The 14431-nt window shown below is 74.9% G+C and carries 15 protein-coding genes; 10 read left to right on the top strand and 5 right to left on the bottom strand.

The window, feature by feature from the left end; translation table 11 throughout:
• Positions 1–88: 88 nt before the first annotated feature.
• Entirely contained in the window at positions 89–814 is a 726-nt protein-coding gene (locus tag ACFYXE_RS35195; protein ID WP_389319657.1) for an NUDIX domain-containing protein, read from the top strand.
• Positions 811–1812 (top strand): ADP-ribosylglycohydrolase family protein, encoded by a 1002-nt coding sequence (locus ACFYXE_RS35200; RefSeq protein WP_389319659.1) that lies wholly within the window; start codon positions 811–813, stop codon positions 1810–1812. Before ACFYXE_RS35195 ends, ACFYXE_RS35200 begins: the two co-directional genes overlap by 4 nt.
• 142 nt (positions 1813–1954) lie before the next feature.
• Here ACFYXE_RS35200 and ACFYXE_RS35205 read toward each other — a convergent pair whose 3' ends face one another.
• On the bottom strand, positions 1955–2707 hold the full coding sequence (locus ACFYXE_RS35205) for a DNA polymerase beta superfamily protein (RefSeq protein WP_389319661.1): 753 nt from the start codon (positions 2705–2707) through the stop codon (positions 1955–1957).
• Between the two features lie 155 nt (positions 2708–2862).
• Between ACFYXE_RS35205 and ACFYXE_RS35210 the strand changes: the two genes are divergently transcribed.
• The 6 genes from ACFYXE_RS35210 (at position 2863) to der (ending at position 7955) form a co-directional block, all read left to right on the top strand.
• A complete protein-coding gene (locus ACFYXE_RS35210; RefSeq protein WP_389319889.1) occupies positions 2863–3333 on the top strand; it encodes a YidB family protein in 471 nt (156 codons plus the stop codon).
• Positions 3334–3452: 119 nt separating this feature from the next.
• Entirely contained in the window at positions 3453–3815 is a 363-nt protein-coding gene (gene aroH / locus ACFYXE_RS35215; RefSeq protein WP_361180901.1) for a chorismate mutase, read from the top strand.
• The gene (locus ACFYXE_RS35220) at positions 3812–4897 is read left to right on the top strand and encodes a prephenate dehydrogenase (protein ID WP_389319663.1); all 1086 of its coding nucleotides are present in this window, start codon (positions 3812–3814) and stop codon (positions 4895–4897) included. The genes aroH and ACFYXE_RS35220 overlap by 4 nt, the downstream gene beginning before the upstream one ends.
• A 112-nt stretch (positions 4898–5009) precedes the next feature.
• Positions 5010–5705 carry a (d)CMP kinase gene (cmk, locus tag ACFYXE_RS35225; protein WP_361180899.1) on the top strand — a complete coding sequence of 232 codons (696 nt, stop codon included), beginning with the start codon at positions 5010–5012 and terminating at the stop codon, positions 5703–5705.
• On the top strand, positions 5663–6394 hold the full coding sequence (locus tag ACFYXE_RS35230; RefSeq protein WP_389319666.1) for a lysophospholipid acyltransferase family protein: 732 nt from the start codon (positions 5663–5665) through the stop codon (positions 6392–6394). The genes cmk and ACFYXE_RS35230 overlap by 43 nt, the downstream gene beginning before the upstream one ends.
• 82 nt (positions 6395–6476) lie before the next feature.
• On the top strand, positions 6477–7955 hold the full coding sequence (gene der, locus ACFYXE_RS35235) for a ribosome biogenesis GTPase Der (protein ID WP_361180898.1): 1479 nt from the start codon (positions 6477–6479) through the stop codon (positions 7953–7955).
• A gap of 91 nt (positions 7956–8046) precedes the next feature.
• On the opposite strand, the gene ACFYXE_RS35240 is transcribed toward der, so the two are convergent.
• A complete protein-coding gene (locus ACFYXE_RS35240; RefSeq protein WP_389319668.1) occupies positions 8047–8364 on the bottom strand; it encodes a hypothetical protein in 318 nt (105 codons plus the stop codon).
• A 173-nt stretch (positions 8365–8537) separates the two neighbouring features.
• Positions 8538–9320 (bottom strand): hypothetical protein, encoded by a 783-nt coding sequence (locus ACFYXE_RS35245; RefSeq protein WP_361180896.1) that lies wholly within the window; start codon positions 9318–9320, stop codon positions 8538–8540.
• A gap of 529 nt (positions 9321–9849) precedes the next feature.
• Between ACFYXE_RS35245 and ACFYXE_RS35250 the strand changes: the two genes are divergently transcribed.
• The gene (locus ACFYXE_RS35250; RefSeq protein WP_389319670.1) at positions 9850–10467 is read left to right on the top strand and encodes a transglycosylase family protein; all 618 of its coding nucleotides are present in this window, start codon (positions 9850–9852) and stop codon (positions 10465–10467) included.
• Between the two features lie 84 nt (positions 10468–10551).
• Positions 10552–11133, top strand: a complete 582-nt coding sequence (locus ACFYXE_RS35255; protein ID WP_361180895.1) for a transglycosylase family protein — start codon at positions 10552–10554, stop codon at positions 11131–11133.
• Here ACFYXE_RS35255 and ACFYXE_RS35260 read toward each other — a convergent pair.
• Together ACFYXE_RS35260 and ACFYXE_RS35265 are read right to left on the bottom strand one after the other, a co-directional pair.
• A complete protein-coding gene (locus tag ACFYXE_RS35260) occupies positions 11099–11785 on the bottom strand; it encodes an ATP-binding cassette domain-containing protein (RefSeq protein ID WP_389319673.1) in 687 nt (228 codons plus the stop codon). The genes ACFYXE_RS35255 and ACFYXE_RS35260 overlap by 35 nt on opposite strands.
• Positions 11785–14427, bottom strand: a complete 2643-nt coding sequence (locus ACFYXE_RS35265; RefSeq protein ID WP_389319675.1) for a branched-chain amino acid ABC transporter permease/ATP-binding protein — start codon at positions 14425–14427, stop codon at positions 11785–11787. The genes ACFYXE_RS35260 and ACFYXE_RS35265 overlap by 1 nt, the downstream gene beginning before the upstream one ends.
• Positions 14428–14431 lie beyond the last annotated feature (4 nt).

Below are 14431 nucleotides of genomic sequence, written 5' to 3' on the forward strand. Positions count from 1 at the left end.
CCGGAGCCCGCCTCCGGGAATCCCTTGCGCGGCCCACCCCCCTCTCTTTATAGTCAACAGGACTATAAAGAGAGGGGGGTGGTTGTGCATGCAGGGGTATGACAAGCACGCCTTCGAGCCCTTTGCCGTCACCGTGGACCTCGCCGTGTTCACCGTCCGCGACGGCGCGCTGCACGTGCTGCTCGTCGAGCGCGGCCAGGAGCCGTACGCGGGCCGCTGGGCGCTGCCCGGCGGGTTCGTGCTCCCCGAGGAGTCCGCCGAGCAGGCCGCGGGGCGGGAGCTGGCCGAGGAGACCGGGATCTCCGACGTGCGGCGGCTGCACCTGGAGCAGGTGCGCACCTACAGCGACCCGGACCGCGACCCGCGCATGCGGGTCGTCTCCGTCGCCTTCGCCGCGCTCGTGCCCGACCCGCCGGAGGTCCACGGGGGCGGCGACGCGGCCCGCGCGGCCTGGCTGCCCTACAGCCCGGCGACCTACCGGCCGCTCGCCTTCGACCACGACCGGATCCTCGCCGACGCCCACGACCGGGTCGGCGCCAAGCTGGAGTACACCGGCCTCGCCACCGCCTTCTGCGCCCCCGAGTTCACCCTCGGCGAGCTGCGCCAGGTCTACGAGGCGGTGTGGGGCGCCGAGCTCGACCCCGCCAACTTCCGCCGCAAGGTCGTCGGCACCGCCGGACTCGTCGAGGCCGTGCCGGGCGCGGCCCGGCTGACCGGGGGGCGCGGCAAACCCGCCGCCCTCTTCCGGGCCGGCACCGCGAGCGCCCTGCACCCGCCGCTGCTGCGCCCCGCCCCGGAAGGGAGCTCGTCATGACGGGCTCCGCCACCGGATCCCTCGTCGGGCTGGCCCTCGGGGACGCCCTGGGGTTCCCGACCGAGTTCAACGACGTACCGTCGATCCTCTCCAAGTGCGGGCCCTGGCGCGAGATGGAGCTGCCCGGCCGGGCCTTCATCACGGACGACACCCAGATGACGCTCGCGCTGGCCCGCGCGCTGCGCACCGCCATGGACCGGGGGACGCTCGGGCCCAAGCGCCTGGAGCGGCCGCTGCGCGAGGAGTTCGTGGACTGGTACCAGTCGCCGGAGAACAACCGCGCGCCCGGCAACACCTGCCTGACGGCCTGCAACCACCTCAAGAACGGCAGGCCCTGGGAGGAGGCGAGCCAGGTGCACTCCAAGGGCTGCGGCGCCAACATGCGCGTCGCGCCCCTCGGACTCGCCCCCGGCCTGAGCGACGAACAGCGGGCGGGCGCCGCGCAGCTCCAGTCCGGGCTCACCCACGGCCACCCGACGGCGCTGGCCGCCTCCGACCTCACCGCGCACGCCGTGCGGCTGCTCGCCGCGGGGGCCGAGCCGACGGGCCTGGTCGGACTCCTCCGCTCGTACGCGTACGAGAACCGCGAGACGTACCACGAGCGCTGGCTCGGCGAGCTGTGGACGCGGGACGGGTCGCCGACACCGCGGGCCTTCATCCGCCGCGGCTGGGACGAGTGCCTGGCCGTCCTGGAGCGCCTCGAGGGCGCCCTGAAGCACGCCAACCCGGAGACCGACCCGTGCCTGGCCACCGGCGCGGGCTGGATCGCCGAGGAGGCCCTCGCCACCGGGCTGCTCTGCTTCCTGATGTTCGTCGACGAGCCGGTCACCGCGGTGCGCAGGGCGGCCTGCACGTCCGGCGACTCGGACTCGATCGCCTGCCTCGCCGGCGCCTTCGCGGGCGCCCACCTCGGGGCGGACGCCTGGCCCGCCGCGTGGACGGAGCGGATCGAACACCGGGACGAGCTGCTCGCGTTCGGCGCGCTCTGGGATTCCTGAGCCGTGAACACCGACCCGGGCCTCGCCGTCGACCTGGAGGGACCTGCGCGGCGCGCACCCGCAGCGGTCAGGTGATCGCCGATCCGCCCACGCTGGTGGGCGAGGTGGCGTGCCCGCCGTCCTCGACGAGGCGCAGGCCGACTCAGCGCTGCCCGGGGCGCACACCGCCCACGACGCCCTGCCCGACCTCGTCGTCCGGGTGCGGCCGCGGGGAGCCGAGGGCCGACGCCCGCCGGGTGCGGAGGAGGAAGTCCTCGACGCGCCGCAGGTCGGGTCCTGCGGGCAGCGGGCTGTGCGGCGCCGCCTCGTCGGCCTCGGCGGCCAGCCGGTTCATCCAGGACTCGACCCGGGGCCAGGAGACCTCGCCGCGCTTGACCGCGAGCAACTCATCGCGCCGCTCGCCGACGTCGGTCGTCAGCTCGCCGGTGCGCAGCAGGTCCCGGCAGGACATCAGGAGCCGCAGCATGTGCATCGCGTGCTTCCAGCGCGGGGCGCCGTGCGTGCGCACGTCCGCCTCCAGCTTCTTGCGCTGGCCCAGCGCGTAGCCGGCGAAGGTCGCGTGGGCCCGGCGGGAGAGGAAGGCGCCGCGCAGGTCGAGCAGTTCCCGGCCGGTGTCCGTGAGCCGCTCCACGAGCGGGGAGTGCAGGCACTCCAGGACGTTCGGGTCGGCGCGCAGGGCCAACCCGCAAAAACGCTCCAGCTCCCAGCTGAACTGCTCGTCGGCGGGCCCGTCCACATGCGTCGGGGGCTTCTCGAACCGCCAGAACAGCGGGGTGGGGGCCAGGAAGACGCCCCTGCGGTCGGTGTCGCTGGACTCCGTGGCCAGGCCGAAGGCGCGCGAGCCCATCACGCAGGAGTAGACCGTGTGGTCGCGTACCAGGTCCTGAGGGTGCATGCGGGGAGCGTACGGCCGGGCCCGGCCCAGGGGTGACCGAATTTCCGGCGGCCGGATCCGCCCGCGCCCGGCGGCCCGGCCGGACCCCCGTTCGGCCCAAGTGGCGACAGGTGCCGATCCGGGTGACATTGGCAGGGTCCGAGGTCCGCGGCCCGGTGGGGCGCGCGGGTCCGGCCCCTCACGCGAAAGGCACCACCATGGCGGGTAACGATCTGGGCAGCCTTCTCGGCGGTCTCCTGGGCGGCGGCCAGCAGGGCGGCTCATCCGGCGCCGGCGGCGGCGGGAACATCCTGGCCGCGCTGCTCGGCGCCCTGATGAGCAAGGGCGGCGCGAGCGGCGGCAACCCGCTGTCCGGCCTGCTGGAGGGCCTGAACAAGGCGGGGCTCGTCGACCAGGCCCAGTCCTGGGTCGGCACCGGAGAGAACAAGGAGGTCACCGGCGAGCAGGTGCAGCAGGCCCTGCCCGACGACGCCCTCCGGCAAGCCGCCGAGGAGGCCGGAGTCTCCCCTGAGCAGGCCGCGAACGAGATCGCTCAGGTGCTGCCGCAGGCCGTCGACAAGCTGACCCCCGAGGGCCAGGTGCCCTCCGGGTCGCTCGAGGACCTGATCCGGCAGCAGCAGCTCTGACCCCCCTCGGTACCGTGCGCGGCGCCCGTCTCGGCAGACGGGCGCCGCGCACTCGCGTGCCGGGCCCTGACTACGCTTGTCGTACAGCAGTCGTACGTACGCGAGCGAGGAGCAGCACTGTGGCGGTACGAGCGGTCCGGGGCGCCGTCCAACTGGAACGGGACGAGGCCGGGCACATGGGGGAGCAGGTCGGCGCGCTGCTCACCGCCGTCCTGGAGCGCAACGGCCTGACGGCGGACGACCTGATCAGCATCTGGTTCACGGCCACGCCCGACCTGCACGCCGACTTCCCGGCGGCCGCCGCCCGCGGTCTCGGCATCGTCGACGTACCGCTGATCTGCGCGCAGGAACTGGACGTGCACGGTGCCATGCCCCGCGTCGTGCGCATCCTCGCGCACATCGACACCGACCGGCCCCGCTCCGAGGTCACGCACGTGTACCTCGGCGCCGCGGCCGCACTCCGCAAGGACATCGCCCAGTGAGAACCGCCCTCGTCATCGGCACCGGCCTGATCGGTACCTCCGCAGCCCTGGCCCTCGCCTCCCGCGGTGTCGCCGTGCACCTCGCCGACCACGACCCGGCGCAGGCCCGCACCGCCGCCGCGCTCGGCGCCGGCACCGACCAGGAGCCCGCGGGGCCCGTCGACCTGTGCGTGGTCGCCGTGCCGCCCGCGCACGTCGCGACCACGCTCGCCGACGTCATGCGGCGCGGGGCGGCGCGCGGCTACCTCGACGTGGCGAGCGTCAAGGGCGGCCCGCGCCGGGATGTGGAGGCGCTCGGCCTCGACCTCACCCCGTACATCGGCACGCACCCGATGTCGGGGCGCGAGCGCAGCGGCCCGCTGGCCGCCACCGCCGACCTCTTCGAGGGCCGCCCCTGGGTGCTCACCCCGACCCCGGACACCGACACCGAGGTGCTCAACCTCGCCCTGGAGCTGGTCGCGCTCTGCCGCGCCGTGCCGGTCGTCATGGCGGCCGACGCGCACGACCGCGCGGTCGCCCTCGTCTCGCACATGCCGCACCTGGTCTCCAGCATGGTCGCGGCCCGCCTGGAGCACGCCGAGGAGACCGCGGTCCGGCTGTGCGGCCAGGGCATCCGTGACGTCACGCGGATCGCCGCGTCCGACCCGCGGATGTGGATCGACATCCTCTCCGCCAACCCCGGCCCGGTCGCCGACCTGCTCGCCGCGGTCGCCACCGACCTGGACGACACCGTGGCGGCGCTGCGCGCGCTGCAGTCCGCCGACGAGGGCAAGCGCTCCGAGGGCGTGGCGGGCGTCGAGAGCGTGCTGCGGCGCGGCAACGCGGGCCAGACCCGGGTGCCCGGCAAGCACGGCGCGGCCCCGGCGGCCTACGAGGTCGTCGCGGTGCTGATCGACGACCAGCCGGGCCAGCTGGCCCGCATCTTCGCCGACGCGGACCGGGCGGGCGTGAACATCGAGGACGTGCGCATCGAGCACGCCACCGGGCAGCAGGCCGGTCTGGTGCAGCTGATGGTCGAGCCGTCGTCCGCGCCGGTGCTGAGCGCCTCGCTGCGGGAGCGGGGCTGGTCGATACGGCAGTAGGGCGGCCGTCGCGGGGGCTGTCGGGGCAGCGTGCGGGAGCCAGTAACCTTGTGCGGGGCGCGTTCGCGTCCCGCTTCCCTGGCCCGCGTACAGCGAAAGGTGCCCGCACCCCGTGGACTCCGCAGCAACCGCCGCCCCGGCAGCCGTGATCGTCGCCATCGACGGTCCCTCCGGCACGGGCAAGTCGAGCACCTCCAAGGCCGTCGCCGCCCAGCTCGGCCTCAGCTACCTGGACACCGGTGCCCAGTACCGGGCGATCACCTGGTGGATGGTGCACAACGGCATCGACCTCACCGACCCGAGCGCCATCGCCGCCGTCGCGGGCAAGCCCGAGATCGTCTCCGGCACCGACCCGCTCGCCCCGACCATCACGGTCGACGGCACGGACGTCGCGGGCCCCATCCGCACCGCCGAGGTGACCTCCAAGGTCAGCGCGGTCAGCGCCGTCCCCGAGGTGCGCACCCGCATCACCGAGCTGCAGCGCGCCATCGCCCGCTCGGCCGAGAAGGGCATCGTCGTCGAGGGCCGTGACATCGGTACGACCGTGCTGCCCGACGCCGACCTGAAGATCTTCCTCACCGCCTCGCCCGAGGCGCGCGCGGCCCGCCGCTCCGGCGAGCTCAAGGGCGCCGACGTCAAGGCGACCCAGGAGGCCCTGATCAAGCGGGACGCGGCCGACTCCAGCCGCAAGACGTCCCCGCTGGCCAAGGCCGGTGACGCCGCCGAGGTCGACACCACCGAGCTCACGCTCCAGCAGGTCATCGAGTGCGTCGTGACCCTCGTCGAGGAGAAGCGGGCCGGGAAGTGAGCGGGGCTCCCTCCGACCGGGGGGCCGCCGACCGGGGGGCCTCGGAGCGGGGCGCCTCGGAGCGGGGCGCCGAGGTCGGCCGCCGCATCGGCGTCGGCCTCATGTACGGGCTGTGGAAGCCGCGCGTGCTGGGCGCCTGGCGGGTGCCCGCGAGCGGCCCCGTCATCCTGGCGGTCAACCACGCGCACAACGTGGACGGCCCGATGGTCATGGGCGTCGCGCCCCGGCCGACGCACTTCCTGATCAAGAAGGAAGCGTTCATCGGCCCGCTCGGCCCGTTCCTGCACGGGATCGGCCAGCTGAAGGTGGACCGCTCGGGCGCCGACCGCACGGCCATCACCCGGGCCGTCGCGGTCCTGGAACAGGGCGGCGTCCTCGGGATCTTCCCGGAGGGCACCCGGGGCGAGGGCGATTTCGCCTCGCTGCGGGCCGGGCTCGCGTACTTCGCGGTGCGCGCCGGTGCCCCGATCGTGCCGGTCGCGGTGCTGGGAAGCACCGAGCGCCCGGGACGGTTGATCAAGCAGCTGCCCCCGCTGCGCAGCCGGGTCGACGTGGTCTTCGGAGACCCCTTCGACGCGGGCGACGGCAGCGGCCGCCGCACGCGCAAGGCGCTCGACGAGGCGACCGTGCGCATCCAGGAGCGGCTCACCGCCCACCTGGAAAACGCCAGGCGCCTGACCGGGCGCTGAGCGAGACTTATCAAGTAGTGCCCCGGCCGACACGAGAGGCCGGTGCACCGATCACCACGATGAACGACGAGGTACGGACTTCATGAACGATCAGACCCAGCCCGAGGGCGACGGCTTCGCCGAGCACGACCACGGGGCGCTCGGCGACGCCGAGTACGCACAGTTCATGGAGCTCGCCGCCGAGGAGGGCTTCGACGTCGAGGACGTCGAGGGCGCCATCGAGGAGGCGGGCCACGGCCCGCTGCCCGTCCTCGCCGTCATCGGCCGGCCCAATGTCGGCAAGTCGACCCTGGTGAACCGCATCATCGGCCGCCGCGAGGCCGTCGTGGAGGACCGCCCCGGCGTGACCCGCGACCGCGTCACCTACGAGGCCGAGTGGTCGGGCCGCCGCTTCAAGCTCGTCGACACCGGCGGCTGGGAGCAGGACGTGCTCGGCATCGACGCGTCCGTCGCCGCCCAGGCGGAGTACGCGATCGAGGCGGCGGACGCCGTGGTCTTCGTCGTCGACGCCACGGTCGGCGCCACCGACACCGACGAGGCCGTCGTGCGCCTGCTGCGCAAGGCCGGCAAGCCCGTCGTGCTGTGCGCCAACAAGGTCGACGGCCCGTCCGGCGAGGCCGACGCCACCGCCCTGTGGGCCCTCGGCCTCGGCGAGCCGCACCCCGTCTCCGCGCTGCACGGCCGCGGCACCGGCGACATGCTGGACGCCGTCCTGGAGGCGCTGCCCGAGGCCCCCTCCCAGACCTTCGGCGCGGCCCTCGGCGGCCCGCGCCGCATCGCCCTCATCGGCCGGCCGAACGTGGGCAAGTCCTCCCTGCTCAACAAGGTGGCCAACGAGGACCGCGTGGTCGTCAACGAGCTGGCGGGCACCACCCGCGACCCGGTCGACGAGCTCATCGAGCTGGGCGGCGTGACCTGGAAGTTCGTCGACACCGCGGGCATCCGCAAGCGGGTCCACCTCCAGCAGGGCGCCGACTACTACGCCTCGCTGCGCACCGCCGCCGCCGTCGAGAAGGCGGAGGTCGCGGTGATCCTCATCGACTCCTCCGAGACCATCTCGGTCCAGGACCAGCGCATCATGACGATGGCCGTCGAGGCGGGCCGCGCGATCGTGGTCGCGTACAACAAGTGGGACACCCTCGACGAGGAGCGCCGCTACTACCTGGAGCGGGAGATCGAGACCGAGCTCGCCCAGGTCGCCTGGGCGCCCCGGGTGAACGTGTCGGCGCGCACCGGCCGCCACATGGAGAAGCTCGTCCCGGCGATCGAGACGGCCCTCGCGGGCTGGGAGACGCGCGTGCCGACCGGCCGGCTGAACGCGTTCCTCGGCGAGATCGTCGCCTCCCACCCGCACCCGGTCCGCGGCGGCAAGCAGCCCCGCATCCTCTTCGGCACGCAGGCGGGCACCAAGCCGCCGCGGTTCGTCTTCTTCGCCTCCGGCTTCATCGAGGCGGGCTACCGCCGCTTCCTGGAGCGCCGGCTGCGCGAGGAGTTCGGCTTCGAGGGCACGCCGATCCACATCTCGGTGCGGGTGCGCGAGAAGCGCGGCCGCAAGAAGTAGCCGTTCGGGCGCCCGCGCGCCCGTCCGCCCCTGACGGGAATGCCCGGCCCCCTTCGTGGGGGGCCGGGCATTCGGCTGTCCGAGGGCTGGCTCAGTGTTCGCGGCGCGGGCCGGGGGGCAGGGCCGCGGGGAACTGGTGGTGGCCGGTGGGGTGGTGGCCCATGTAGTGGTCGTGCTGGCCGTAGCGGGCCACCTGGAACTGGCCGTAGGAGCCGTGCCGCTGGTCGTGGCGGTAGTCGTGCCGGTGCTGGCTGCCGTAGGGCCCCGTGCCGAAGGCGGTGAACCCCAGCTCCTCCTCGCCGGTCCGGTCGCCCGGCAGGGCCCTGAAGGCCCTCAGGTACTCCGAGTACAGCGTGTCGTAGATGGGTGTGGCCGAGTGCTCGCCCGTCGTGTCCTGCGCCGTACGCATGGACGGGATGGGGTTCTGGTACGCCGGCCGGTGGCGGGAGGGGTCGTATGGGTGCACGTCTGTGCCAACGAAAGCGGCGCCCTACGGATGCGGGGGCCGCGCCGCTTTCCCGGTCCGAAACCGGTGTGACCGGCGCGTTCGGGAAGCGGAGCGGCCCCCGCGGGGCCCGGCGATCAGGTGCCGGCGAGCGGCATCGCGCACGCGACGAGGCGGCCGAGGGTCGCCGCCTTGTCCAGGGCGTCCCGCAGCAGGTCCTCGCGCGGCTGGCGGCCGATGGAGCCGACGGGGGCGGCGAAGAGCAGCACGGTGTGCGTCTTGTTGGCCGCGGTCCGCCAGTCCTCGGTGACCTGGAGCGGGTGGTGCGCCTGCCACCAGGCGACCGGGGAGCCGCCGGAGGTGCCGGGCTGCAGGACGGCGTGCAGCTGTCCCATGGCGAGCAGCACCGACCAGCCGGGCAGCGCGGGCGGCACGGAGTCGAGCGAGGCGACCGGCATGAAGCCCTGCTCGATCAGGAGCGGCAGGAAGTCGTCGCCGCCGCCCGGTGCGGCGCCGGGGCGGGCGATGGGCCCGGTCGGCTCGACGACGAGCGCGGGGCGCAGCTCGCCCTCGATCAGGACGAGGCCGCTGGTGACGCCGAGCACGGCCTGGTTCGAGGGGGCCTCGGCCGGGGCCTCGCCGTCCTCGCCGGTGATCGACCGCACGGCGCCCTGCAGCTGCTCCTCGGAGACCGTGACGATCTGGGAGGGCAGGCAGGTGGCGTGGGCGAAGGCGAGCACGGCCGTCTCGTCGCCGACGAACAGGACGGTGCTGGTGCGCTCCTGTTCGGCGTCGCCCGGCGTGCGGCAGGACGTGCAGTCGTAGCTGCCCGGGGTGTTCTCTCCGGCGAGCAGCCGGTCGGCTTCTTCGTCGCCGATCTCGGCGCGTACGTCGTCGCTGACGTCGAGCATGCGCGGCACGGGTGGCTCCTCGGGATCGTCATCTGGGGTGCATGGGGAGGGTGTGGCGGGCCGGAGCGTGTCCGGCTCATAGGAAGACAACGGCGGATCAGTGGCGCAGGTCACGCGCGAAGGCGAACGGAATCGAACCATCCGCAGCGGAGGGTGAGACCGGCGGCGGAATCTGTCACTCCGCGCCAACACATGCCGGGGACACCGAAGTTGGGGCGGTGAGCCGAGTCACAGATCGGCGGCCTGCGCGGTGCGCAAATCAGGAAATCGCCCGATGAAGTGGGTGTCCTGAACTCGCCGATACCCGGGGTAACGCTCGACTGGCCTGGCGCGACAAGGGCGTGGTTGATGCCGGGGCGAGCGGCCTCCTAGATTCCACCGCCGTGTGCAGCGAGCACCGCTCGGGTACGTCCGCCGACCGCACCAGCACGACCCAGGACCGACCCCGGCGGGCGGGGCCGAACGGACCCCGGGGCGCCGGATGCGCGAAGGGGTCCGCACGGCCGGGGGAAGCCCGGGGCCTTCGAGAGGGATATTCATGTCAGCACGTCCCAGGACGCGCATGACGGCAGTGATCGGAGGGGCCGTACTCCTGGCCCCCCTCGGCCTGCTTGCCGCGACCGGCCAGGCCGGCGCGGCGGACAGCGGAGTGTGGGACCGCATCGCACGGTGCGAGAGCGGCGGCAACTGGCAGATCAACACGGGCAACGGCTACTACGGCGGGCTGCAGTTCTCCGCCGGTACGTGGCGTGCCTACGGCGGCGGGGCCTACGCGCCGACCGCCGACCGCGCGTCGAAGGCGCAGCAGATCGCTGTCGCCGGCAAGGTCCAGCGCGCACAGGGGTGGGGCGCGTGGCCCACCTGTGCGGCCCGGGCGGGCGCGTACGGCAGCGCGCCGTCCGCCGCGGCGCCGGTCCCCAAGGCGGCCAAGCCCGCGCCCAAGGCCGTCGGGCAGCGGCCCGGCACGGCACCCGCCCGCTCCGACCGGGGCGCCGCGCGCGGCGCGTCCGGCACCTACACCGTCCGCCAGGGCGACACCCTCAGCCGCATCGCGGCCCGGCACGGCACCGGCTGGCAGCACCTCTACGCGGCCAACCGGCAGGTCATCGGCTCCGACCCGGACGTGATCGTGCCGGGTCAGCGACTGAACGTCTGACCTGATAGTCCGACCGGGTGGGGGTCGGCTCCGCGGCGGCGCGGCACGCCACGGGCCCGTCGCGGAGCCGCCTAGCGTGACCCGATGCACCCGAAGTTGATCAAGCGTGTCCGGTCCGTGTCCCTGGTCGTCGGCGCGATCCTCGCGGCGGTGGCGCTCCCGGCGCCCGCCGCGTCCGCGGCCCCGCCGCGGCCGGGCGCACCGTCCGAGACGTACGACTGCTCCCTGGCCAAGGGGCCGTGGCACTGCCTCGCCCAGTGCGAGAGCAGCGGCCGATGGCAGACCAACACGGGCAACGGCTTCTACGGCGGACTGCAGTTCTGGCAGCCGACCTGGGAGGAGCACGGCGGGCTCACGTACGCGCCGCGTGCCGACCTCGCCACCAAGGAGGAGCAGATCAAGGTCGCCGAGAAGGTGTTGCGCACCCAGGGCTGGAAGGCCTGGCCCGTCTGTTCCAAGGAGGTGCGGATCGAGCGGTTCGACCGCCGCCTGCACCGGGTGAAGGCGGGCGAGACGCTGAGCTCGATCGCGCGCACCCAGCACGTGAAGGGAGGCTGGCAGGCCCTGCACAAGGCCAACCGCGACAAGCTCGGCAGCCACCCGGACCGGCTGGCCGTGGGCACCCTGCTCGTCATTCCGGGGCGTACCGCGACCGGGAAGGGCTGAGTTCGCCGGGCTCACCGCTGAAGACCACCGCGCCACGGCGCAGTTCGTGCACCACTGCCGTCCGCCCCGCGCCCGTGCGCACGGCGGGCGGCAGCCGCTGTTCGGCCACCACGACACAGGCCTCCAGGGCGTCGAGCAGCGCGTACGTACGGGCCGCGACGGCCGGTGACATGCCCTGCGTCGGCTCGTCCACGAGGATCACCCCGGCGTCCGCGAGCAGCGCACGGGACAGCGCGAGCATCCGCTGCTCGCCGCCGGAGAGGGTGCCCGCGCGCCGGGGCAGCAGCGGGCGCAGCTCGGGGTAGGCGTCCAGGGCCCGGGCGACGGCGTCCCGCGCGGGCGACAGGGCGAGGTTCTCCGCGACGGTGAGGGCGGCGAACACCGCCTGGCGGTCGGGCACGAAGCACAGGCCCCGGGCGGCCCGTTCGTGGGCCGGCTGCCGGGTGATGTCCCGCCCGTCGCGGACCACCGCGCCGGCGGAGAGGGCGAGCGTGCCGGCCAGCGCGCGCAGGGCCGTGGTGCGTCCGGCCCCGTTGCGGCCGAGCAGCACGGTGAGGGCAGCGGCCGGGGCGGACAGGGTGACGCCGTGCAGGGCCTCCAGGGGGCCGTAGTGGACGCGCGCCGCGCGCAGCCCGATGCCGAATCCGTCCATCAGCGCGGCTCCGCGAGGACCCGGTCCGCCGGGCCCGAGGCGACGATGCGGCCCGCCGTCAGCACGTGCACGGTGTCGGCGAGGCCCGCGACCAGGTCCAGGTCGTGCTCGACGACCAGCAGCGCCATGCCGTCGGCGGCGAGGGCGCGCAGCAGTGTGGCCAGGGCGCTCACCTCGGCCTCGTCCAGGCCCGCGGCCGGCTCGTCGAGGAGCAGGGTGTGCGGGGCCCCGGCGAGGGCGCGGGCCAGCTCCGTGCGGCGCAGGGTGCCGGTGGGGAGCCCGGCCGCGGGGAGGGCCGCCAGCGGCGTCAGGCCGAGGAGGCGCAGCGCCCGGGCGGTGGCGGCGCCGGTGCGGCGGGGCGACTGTTCCGCGCCCACCCGGACGTTCTCGGCGATCGTCAGGGACGGGAAGACCGCGACCTGTTGGAAGGTGCGGGCCGTCCCGGCGCGGGTGCGGGCGTGCGCGGGAAGCGCGGTGATGTCACGGCCGCCGAGGACGATCCGGCCGGACGCGGGCCGCAGGGTGCCGGCCAGGCAGTGGAAGAGGGTGCTCTTGCCCGCGCCGTTGGGGCCCACGACGGCCGTGACGCGGCCCGGGGGAACGGAGAGGGTGACGTCGTCCAGCGCCCTGAAGCCGCCGTAGGCCACGGTGAGGTGGTGGGCGGTGAGGGTGGGGTGGGACGGAGGCGGGGGAGCGGCGGGTTCCGGGGGATCGGGGGACGGCTCCACCCGTGGGTCCTCGGCCGTCGGCGCCGGGTGGGGGACGGGCCGTGGCGTCAGGGTCGTGCGGACGTGTTCGCCCAGGGGCGTCAGGCGCGGGGTCCCGCGGAACCTGCGGGTGACCGCGCGCAGCGCCTCGTACGGGCCGCCGGGGAAGCGGCCGATCAGGACGGCCAGCAGGCCGACGAGGGCCGCCGCCACCCCGCCGCGCGTGCCCGCGTCCAGGCCGACGAGCAGCGCCGCCGCGGCGAGCGCCCCGAGCATGCTGTCCGAGCCGAGGACCACGATCGCCGCGAACCAGAGGAGGCCGCGCACCGGGTCGTACGCCCCGGCGTCGAACGCCCGTTGACCCAGGGCGAGCATGCCGCCGCCGAGCGCGGCCAGCGCCGCCCCGGCCACGAACGCGGCGAGCTTGTGGGCCGGGACCGCGACCCCGGCCGCCGCCGCCCCCGCCTCGTGGTCCCGCAGCGCGGCGAGCGCCCGGCCCGTGCGGCCCCGGCGCAGCGCCGCGACCAGGAGCAGCGCGCCGGTCAGCAGGGCGAGTTCGAGGACGTAGTACGCGCGGTCGCCGGTCAGGCCCGCCGGGCGGTCCAGCGCCAGGCCCGACGTCGCGTACGGCTGGGTGAACACGAAGCGGCTGACGCCCACGCCGACCGCGAACGTCGCGAGGGCGAGGGCCAGGCCGTGCCGGCTGATGGCGGGCCACCCGGTGAGCAGGCCGAGCGGCGCCACGAGGAGGACCGCGACCGGCAGGGCCGCCAGGTGCGGCAGCTCGGGCAGGCCGGGGAAGCGGCCCGCCGCGAGGAGGGCCGTGAAGAGGGCGCCCAGGCCCGCGTACGCCGCCTGCCCCAGCGAGATCTGGCCGCCCCTGCCGGTGACGACGACCAGCGAGAGCAGGATCACCGCGAGCGCCGGGACCTGCACCGCGGTCGTCAGGTCGGAGCCCGCGAAGCCCAGCGGCAGCAGGAAGAGCACGGCCGCCACGAGCCAGGCCCCCGGCGGCGTCGGGACCCGGGCCGTCGCGGTGCGCGGCAGCGCGTCGCGGGTGCCGATGCCCGGCAGGACCAGAGCCGCGACCAGCAGGGCGACGACGAAGAGGTTCGCGCCTGTGGTCTGCAGCAACTGCTCCGCCAGACCGCCGGGGTGCAGGCGCGTCAGCTGGCTCTGGGCCACGCCGAGGCCCAGCGCGACCGCCACGGCCACCGGCAGGCTGCGCATGCCCGCCGCCACCGCGACGGCCACCACCTCCATGACGAGCAGGGGCATGCCGTACGGGTCCAGGCGGACGAACGGGGCGAGGAGCACGCCGGTCAGGCCCGCCGTGAAGGAGCCGAAGGCCCAGCCCGCCGCGGCCACCCGGTCCGCGTCGATGCCGGAGAGCACGGCGAGGGCGCGGTTGTCGACGACCGCGCGCAGCTCGCCGCCGAAGCGCGTCCAGCGGGTCGCCGCCCCCACCGCGGCGGCGAGGGCGACGGCCGTGCCCAGCTGCGCCCACGGGTCGGCGGGGAGGAGTTCGGGCGCGTCGTCGCGGGCGCCGGGGCCCCAGACGAGGGCCGCGCCGCCGACGAGCAGGACGAAGACACCGATCGACGCGACCAGGGTCTGCGCCGGATCGCCGCCGGGTCCGGACGACCGGGACCCCCACCCCAGCACCGCGAGCGGCCGGAAGACCGCGCGGTCCAGGAGCAGTCCGATGCCGGGGGCGACCACGAGCAGGGTGAGCGCCGCGGCCGCCGGGAGCGGCCAGTGCCACTCGGCCGTCAGCTGGCGCAGGACGTACGCGCAGACCATCGCGACGGCGCCGTGCGCGAAGTTCAGGACGCCGGTGGCGCGGTAGGTGACGACGAGTCCGATGCCGGTCAGGGCGGCGGCGCTGCCGACGGAGAGCCCGGCCAGCGTGAGGTCGTAGCTCAGGGAGGCCACCGGG

Source organism: Streptomyces sp. NPDC002564 (genome assembly GCF_042889645.1).
Lineage (GTDB): Bacteria > Actinomycetota > Actinomycetes > Streptomycetales > Streptomycetaceae > Streptomyces.